This window comes from Actinomyces sp. MRS3W (assembly GCF_032465695.1).
Taxonomy (GTDB): domain Bacteria; phylum Actinomycetota; class Actinomycetes; order Actinomycetales; family Actinomycetaceae; genus Actinomyces.
Window position 1 is genome coordinate 1 of the sequence record NZ_JAWDJJ010000262.1, and the last position, 6490, is coordinate 6490.

7 protein-coding genes are annotated in these 6490 nt (G+C 67.0%); 1 reads left to right on the forward strand and 6 read right to left on the reverse strand.

Annotated features, from left to right (window positions below; all coding sequences use genetic code 11):
* Positions 1 to 542: HRDC domain-containing protein (locus tag RWX45_RS09930; protein ID WP_316023566.1), on the forward strand; the 542-nt coding region annotated here is incomplete at its 5' end.
* On the opposite strand, the gene RWX45_RS09935 is transcribed toward RWX45_RS09930, so the two are convergent.
* The 6 genes from RWX45_RS09935 to RWX45_RS09960 all read right to left on the reverse strand — a co-directional run.
* The gene (locus RWX45_RS09935) at positions 539 to 748 is read right to left on the reverse strand and encodes a hypothetical protein (RefSeq protein WP_316023567.1); all 210 of its coding nucleotides are present in this window, start codon (positions 746 to 748) and stop codon (positions 539 to 541) included. The two genes, RWX45_RS09930 and RWX45_RS09935, sit on opposite strands and share 4 nt — an antisense overlap.
* 5 nt (positions 749 to 753) lie before the next feature.
* Complete coding sequence (locus tag RWX45_RS09940) at positions 754 to 2217, reverse strand: FAD/NAD(P)-binding oxidoreductase (protein ID WP_316023568.1); 1464 nt, start codon at positions 2215 to 2217, stop codon at positions 754 to 756.
* A 133-nt stretch (positions 2218 to 2350) separates the two neighbouring features.
* Entirely contained in the window at positions 2351 to 3229 is an 879-nt protein-coding gene (pflA, locus tag RWX45_RS09945) for a pyruvate formate-lyase-activating protein (protein ID WP_316023569.1), read from the reverse strand.
* Positions 3230 to 3252: 23 nt separating this feature from the next.
* A complete protein-coding gene (grcA2, locus tag RWX45_RS09950; protein WP_136194409.1) occupies positions 3253 to 3498 on the reverse strand; it encodes an autonomous glycyl radical cofactor GrcA2 in 246 nt (81 codons plus the stop codon).
* 70 nt (positions 3499 to 3568) lie between these two features.
* On the reverse strand, positions 3569 to 5689 hold the full coding sequence (gene pflB / locus RWX45_RS09955) for a formate C-acetyltransferase (protein ID WP_316023570.1): 2121 nt from the start codon (positions 5687 to 5689) through the stop codon (positions 3569 to 3571).
* Between the two features lie 442 nt (positions 5690 to 6131).
* The coding region (locus tag RWX45_RS09960; RefSeq protein ID WP_316023571.1) for a transketolase C-terminal domain-containing protein at positions 6132 to 6490 on the reverse strand (359 nt) is incomplete at its 5' end.

Below are 6490 nucleotides of genomic sequence, written 5' to 3' on the forward strand. Positions count from 1 at the left end.
AGCTGTGGACCGTCCGGGAGGAGCTGGCCCGCCAGCTCGATGTGACGCCGTCGAAGGTACTGCCGCACCGCGCCCTCGTGGCCGCGGCAGTAGCCCAGCCGTCCTCGCGCCGTCGGCTGGCGGCGCTGCGGGAGTTCTCCTCCCGGTCGGCGCGTCAGCATGAGGACCTGTGGTGGCAGGCGGTCGAGCGCGCCCTGGCCCTGCCGGAGGAGCAGCTGCCCACGCGGCATCCGCCGCTTGCGCCCGGGGAGCTGCCGCAGCCGCGTTCCTGGAGTCGTCACCACCCGCAGGCCGCGCTCATGCTGGAACAGGTGCGTGCGGCGGTACGCTCCCGCGCCGACGAGGTGCATATCCCGCACGAACTGCTCCTGGGCACCCAGGTGCAGCGGCGCCTCGCCTGGGATCTTGGCGAGGCTGCAGCCGCGGGCGAGCGCACCGACGTGTCCGTTGCGGCCATCGCCGCCCGCTTGCAGGAGCTGGGCGCTCGCCCCTGGCAGGTTGAGCAGGTGGCGGAGCCGCTCTCCCACACCCTTGATGGCTAGAGCCCGAGCCGTTCGCGCAGCACAATGTCGGCGATGCGCAGGTTGGTCTCTGCGAACTTGTACACCTGGTAGGGGATGAAGCGGCGGCGCAGCAGCGTCTGCGGGGTGGGCAGCGGCGCTCCGGCAATGCGCTCGGCCTCGAGCGGGTCGAGTTCATCGGGGCCCGGTGAATGCGCAGCACGCGCGGAGACGGTCGGGGTCGTCATGTCAATCACTCCGGAATGAGGAACCAGCCCGGCAGGGCCTTGGCCTTGTAGATGAACAGGTAGTGGAGCATGTACTTGATCCAGTGACCGAACAGCCCGATTTCGCCGCGCGTGTGATACGGGTGCCGCCCCGTGAGGGGGTACTTCTGCACGTCGGGTACAACGGGGTACATGATCATGGTGGCAGCGGAGCCCGTGCGCAGATTGGCGCCAGTGGACGCAATGCAGGAAGCCCCCATACGCGCCATCGAGGCCTCGTGAAGGGGCACGTCCCGCCCCTTGATGCGGTCAACGATCGACTCGGCGCAGGCCCGGCCGATGGTGCCTGCGGGCTGGCCGGTGCGCGGCGGTGCCGGCGCAATCGGCGTGCCGGCGGGAGACACGCGCGGGCGGGAGATGGCGTGCGGTGGTGCGAAAGCGATGCCGGCCGCAAACAGCTCGGGGTAGGTCGGGTTCTGGTAAGTCTTCGGCCAATCGGCTGCACTCCACTGCGCATAGGGCTTGGGCGTGTAGTCGGCATCGACTTTCATGAAGCCATTGGGGGCGAAGACGACGTCGGTGATGTCCTCGCCGCGCCGGTTGTAGGCCTTGAGTGGTTGGCCCTCGAAGGGCGGCAGCAGCATGGCGAAGTCGAAGGCGAGGGTGTGAGTGTCTCCGGTGACGGTTTCATAGGTGAGGCTGCCCGGTTCGATCCGGGTGACGGCTGCCCCGGTGATGGCCTTGACCTCCCGTTCGCGGAACAGCGACTCGGTCCATAGTTGCGAGGTGGTCTGGTAGCCCTCGTGGCGGAAGCGCATGCCGCCGACGCCGAAGTCACCCAGCTCGTACTCATTGGTGAGGTAGACGACCTCGCACCGGTCGCGCACTCCGGCCTGCCGCAGCTCGAAGTCAACGTTGAAGGCGTATTCGAAGGCGGCGCCCTGGCAGGTGCAGGTGCCGTGCCCGGTGCCGACGACGAGGCGCTGCGGGTGGCCCGCGCGTGCCTGCTCGATGACCTTGCGCAACTCGGCGGCGGTTTGGTCGGCGTGGGCGGCGGTGCATACCGACCAGGTGTATCCGTCCTCCGGTCCCAGCCCCGGTGTGGCCCCGAAGTTCAGCCTGGGCCCGGTGGCATCAATGAGGTAGTCGTAGGCGAGCCGTCTCACCTCCCCGCTGCGGGCCGGGGCCGTGAACTCCAGCTCGACCTGGGGCCGTGAGTCCGTGGCGCTGGGATGGCCTTCGGGATAAAGCGCTGTGGCCTTGGCCTGGTGAAAGATGATCCCCTGGCGCCGGTAGACCGGCGCCAGGGGGAAGAGCACCTGTTCTTTGCGCATCCGGCCGGTTCCCACCCAGATGTTGGAGGGGATCCAGTTCCACTGCGAGTTGGGGCTGATCACCACCACCTGGTGCTCGCGAGGCAGCAGGCGACGCAGGTACAGGGCGGCGGTGTGCCCCGCGACTCCTGCGCCGAGAACGACAACTCGGGCCATGATGTCCGACCCCTCATGCGGTTGGCAGCGCCGACGGCGTTGTCGGCCATATCACATGATAAGCCGACGACACGCCGTCGTCAGTGCCCAAACCGCACAGCTTGAGTCACAGCTTGCTCACGCAAGGGGTTTGTTAGTGCACGGTGAACCCGTGCTCGCGGAAGATCTGCCGCGTGGACTCCACCAGCTCCGGCTCGGGCGGGCGGGTGTCGCGCAGCTTGTACTCCAGCTTGAGGGCGTCCCACTTGTCGGTGCCCATCTGGTGGAAGGGCAGTACCTCGACGCGGGAGACGACCGGCCGCCACCGCTCGACAATGCGGGCCACGTTCTCAACATTCTGCGGATCGTCCGTGAGCCCGGGCACGAGCACGAAGCGCACCCAGGTTTCGATGCCCTTGGCCGCCAGCCGGTCGCCGAAGGTGATGGTTGGAGCGAGCTCACGCCCGGTGACCTTCTTGTAGGTCTGCTCATCACCGCTCTTGACGTCCAATAGCACCAGGTCAATGTTGTCGAGCATCTCGTCCGAGGCGTTGGCTCCGAGGTACCCGGAGGTGTCGATGCAGGTATGGATGCCCATCGCCTTGGCGCCGGCCAGGATGCGGCCGGCGAAGGCGGGCTGCATGAGCACTTCCCCTCCGGACAGGGTGATGCCGCCGCCGGTTGCCTTGAAGACGTTCCGGTAGCGCCTGATGCGACGCAGGATCTCGTCGGCCTCGACCGGTTCGCCATCCCGCATGAGGAAGGTATCCGGGTTATGGCAGTACAGGCAGCGCAGCGGGCAGCCGTTGAGGAAGATGGTCATGCGCGTGCCCGGACCGTCGACAGCGGTGACCAGCTCCCAGGAGTGAATCGAGCCCAAGGAGCCTTCGCGCATACGGGCGAGCCGGTCCGACCGCTCCAGGTCGGTCAGCTCTTCGAGCGCACCAATTCCGGCCCCGCGCAGACGGGCGGCCGGGGCCAGGAAGTCCTGGTCCCGGCCGCCCGCCTGCACCGGGGTGATGGCCTCAGTCATCCGAGTCCCTCACCCGTTCCGGTTCAGGCGCCGGCGTGGAAGGTGCGGTTGAGCACGTCGAGCTGCTGTTCACGCGTCAGCTTGACGAAGTTGACGGCGTAGCCGGAGACGCGGACCGTGAGGTTCGGGTAGTTCTCCGGGTGCTCCATGGCGTCCTCCAGCGTGCTGCGGTCGAGCACGTTGATGTTGGCGTGGTACAGGCCCTTAACGCCGCCATTGTCGTCGCGCTGAGCCTTCATGGACTCCAGGCGCTCTTCGTACGTGGCCATAATCGGCCCCTTTCTGGTGGTGTGTGAATGTGTGTATTCGGATGGTCTGCGTGGCCCCACCCGGGCCGGGTCAGACCTCGGCGCAGTCGTCGGGGACGAAGCCGGCGTCGAGGATGCCCACGAGGTTGGCGACGCGCTCGTCGAGCGTGCGGCCCAGCCCCTGGGGGGTGATCGTGTTGGTCAGGGAGATGCCGTCAAGCGCGTCGTTGTAGTCGAGCTTGCCGACACTCATCATGGAGGCAACCATGCCGTGGGTGTCCATGCCGTTCTCCGGGTTGGCGCCCGGGGAGAAGGGGGTGCCCTTCTGGTGTCCGGACGGGAAAGAGCCGGTGGCCTTGCCGTAGACGACGTTGGAGGTGATCGTCAGCACCGACTGGGTCGGGATGGCGTTGCGGTAGAAGGGCTGCTCCTTGATCTTGGACATGATCGTGTGGACCACGGTGGCGGCGATCTCGTCGGCGCGGTCGTCGTCGTTGCCGTAGATCGGGAAGTCGCCCTCGGTGACGTAGTCGACGACCAGGCCGGTCTCGTCGCGCACCGGGGTCACCTTGGCGTACTTGATCGCGGACAGCGAGTCGGCGACGATCGACAGTCCGGCGATGCCGCAGCCCATGGTGCGCACGATCTCGGAGTCGTGCAGCGCCATCTCGATGGCCTCGTAGGCGTAGCGGTCGTGGCAGTAGTGGATGATGTTGAGGGCCTCAACATAGGTGCCGACCACCCAGTCGAGCATCTTCTCGTACTTGTCCCAGACCTCGTCGAAGTCGAGGGGGCCGTCGCCCTCAATGCCGGGCAGGCCGGTGACGACCTGCTTGCCGGTCATCTCGTCGCGGCCGCCGTTAATGGCGTACAGCAGCGCCTTGGCGGAGTTAACGCGGGCGCCGAAGAACTGCATCTGCTTGCCGACCCGCATCGGGGACACGCAGCAGGCGATCGCGGCGTCGTCGCCCCAGTGCTCACGGATCTGCTCGTCCGCCTCGTACTGGATGGCCGAAGTGGTGATGGAGATGAGCGCGCAGAAGTCCTTGTACCCCTGGGGCAGGTCCTCATTCCAGAAGATGGTGATGTTCGGCTCGGGAGCGGGACCGAGGTTGCGCAGCGTCTGCAGCAGCCGGAAGGAGGTCTTGGTGACCAGCGGGCGACCGTCCTCACCGAAGCCGGCGTCCGACCAGGTGGCCCAGTACGGGTCACCGGAGAAGATCTGGTCGTAGTCGGTGGTGCGCAGGAAGCGAGTGATGCGCAGCTTCATGACGATGTTGTCGATGAGCTCCTGGGCACGAGACTCGTCGATGATGCCGGCCTTGAGGTCGCGCTCGAAGTAGATGTCGAGGAAGGCGGACAGACGGCCGATGGACATCGCGGCGCCGTCCTGGGACTTGACGGAGGCCAGGTAGGCGAAGTAGGTCCACTGGACGGCCTCGTGCGCGTCCTTGGCCGGGCCGGAGATGTCAAAGCCGTAGGAGGCGGCCATGTTCTTCAGCTTCTTGAGCGCCTTGATCTGCTCGGCGTGCTCCTCGCGGTAGCGGGCCCAGTGCTCGGAGAAGGGGCGGTCGGCGACGGAGTCCTTGGCCTTCTGCTTGAGCTCAATGAGGCGGTCGACGCCGTACAGGGCGACGCGACGGTAGTCGCCGATGATGCGGCCGCGGCCGTAGGCGTCGGGCAGGCCGGTGATGATGTGGCTGGAGCGGGCCGCGCGGATGCGCGGGGTGTAGATGTCGAAGACGGCGTCGTTGTGGGTCTTGCGGTAGCGGGTGAAGATCTTCTTGACCTCGGGGTCGACCTCCTTGCCGGCCTCCTTGATAGCCTGCTCGACCATGCGCCAGCCACCGTTGGGCATCATGGCGCGCTTGAGCGGGGAGTCGGTCTGCAGGCCGACGATGACGTCGTCGTCCTCGCTGATGTAGCCGGCGGGGAACGCGTCAATGTCGGACGGCGTGTGGGTGTCGACGTCGAGGATGCGCACCTTGCGCTCCTCGGACAGGTACTTCTTCTCCAGGGTGTCCCACAGGCGCAGGGTCTTGTCGGTAGCACCGGCGAGGAACGAGGCGTCGCCCGTGTAAGGCGTGTAGTTGCGCTGGATGAAGTCCCGGACGTCAATGTCTTCGGTCCACGGGCCCGTGGTGAAGCCCTCCCACGCGTCGCGGCTGGTGGTCTCCTCCGCCGTGGCGGATGCTGTGACCTCGGTTGTCATCCGTGCCCTCCTATAGGGTGAGTGGCCGTGGCCACTCGGTTGTATGCGCCCTTGTGAGGCGTGGCGGTACATCGTTGCGCCGTCGACCTAAGACTAGGCCAGACGTCCCGGCTTGTGTCATGCGCGTCGGAAGCTGCCCGGTGGGATCACTCACAGGAAGCCTCCACTCACTCCCAGCCTAGGACTTTAGTCCTAGGCCTGCGATCACCGCATGTCACCTCGCCCGGCCTTCCCATCCCATTCCAGAACCGCGGAATCCCCGTGATACACACCGATCCGGACGAGATCCCACCTCCGGCACGGCGCCCGGGTCGTGGCCTGAGAGGCACCGCACGCGCTCCGTATCGACACTCCACAGCAACCAGCTCGGCGTCGTCTCCCCCACATTCCCGAGCGCACACCCCACCTAGGACCGCCGTCCTACGCGAGCAACGGCCCGGGTCTAGGCTTCCGGGCCCGCCAGGCGCCGGGCGGTAGCGCAGATACCCGCGCAGTCCATGCCGAAGTCGGCCAGCAGCTCCTCGCGGCTCGCCGTTGGCAGGAAGCGCCGCGGGATCCCCACTCGCGCCACGCGCGGGACGCTCTCGGAGCCGTCTGCCAATGCCGCGTCCTCCACTGCGTCGCGCAATTGCGAGCCCACGCCGCCCTCGACCAGCCCGTCCTCCACCACGAGCACTCCGCGGCTCTCCCGTGCCATGTCAACTACAGCCGACGGGATGGGAACCGGCCAGCGTGGGCAGACCACGCGTACGGCCAGTCCCTCCGCGGCCAGGCTCCGGCCGGCGTCGAGCACTGTCCCCG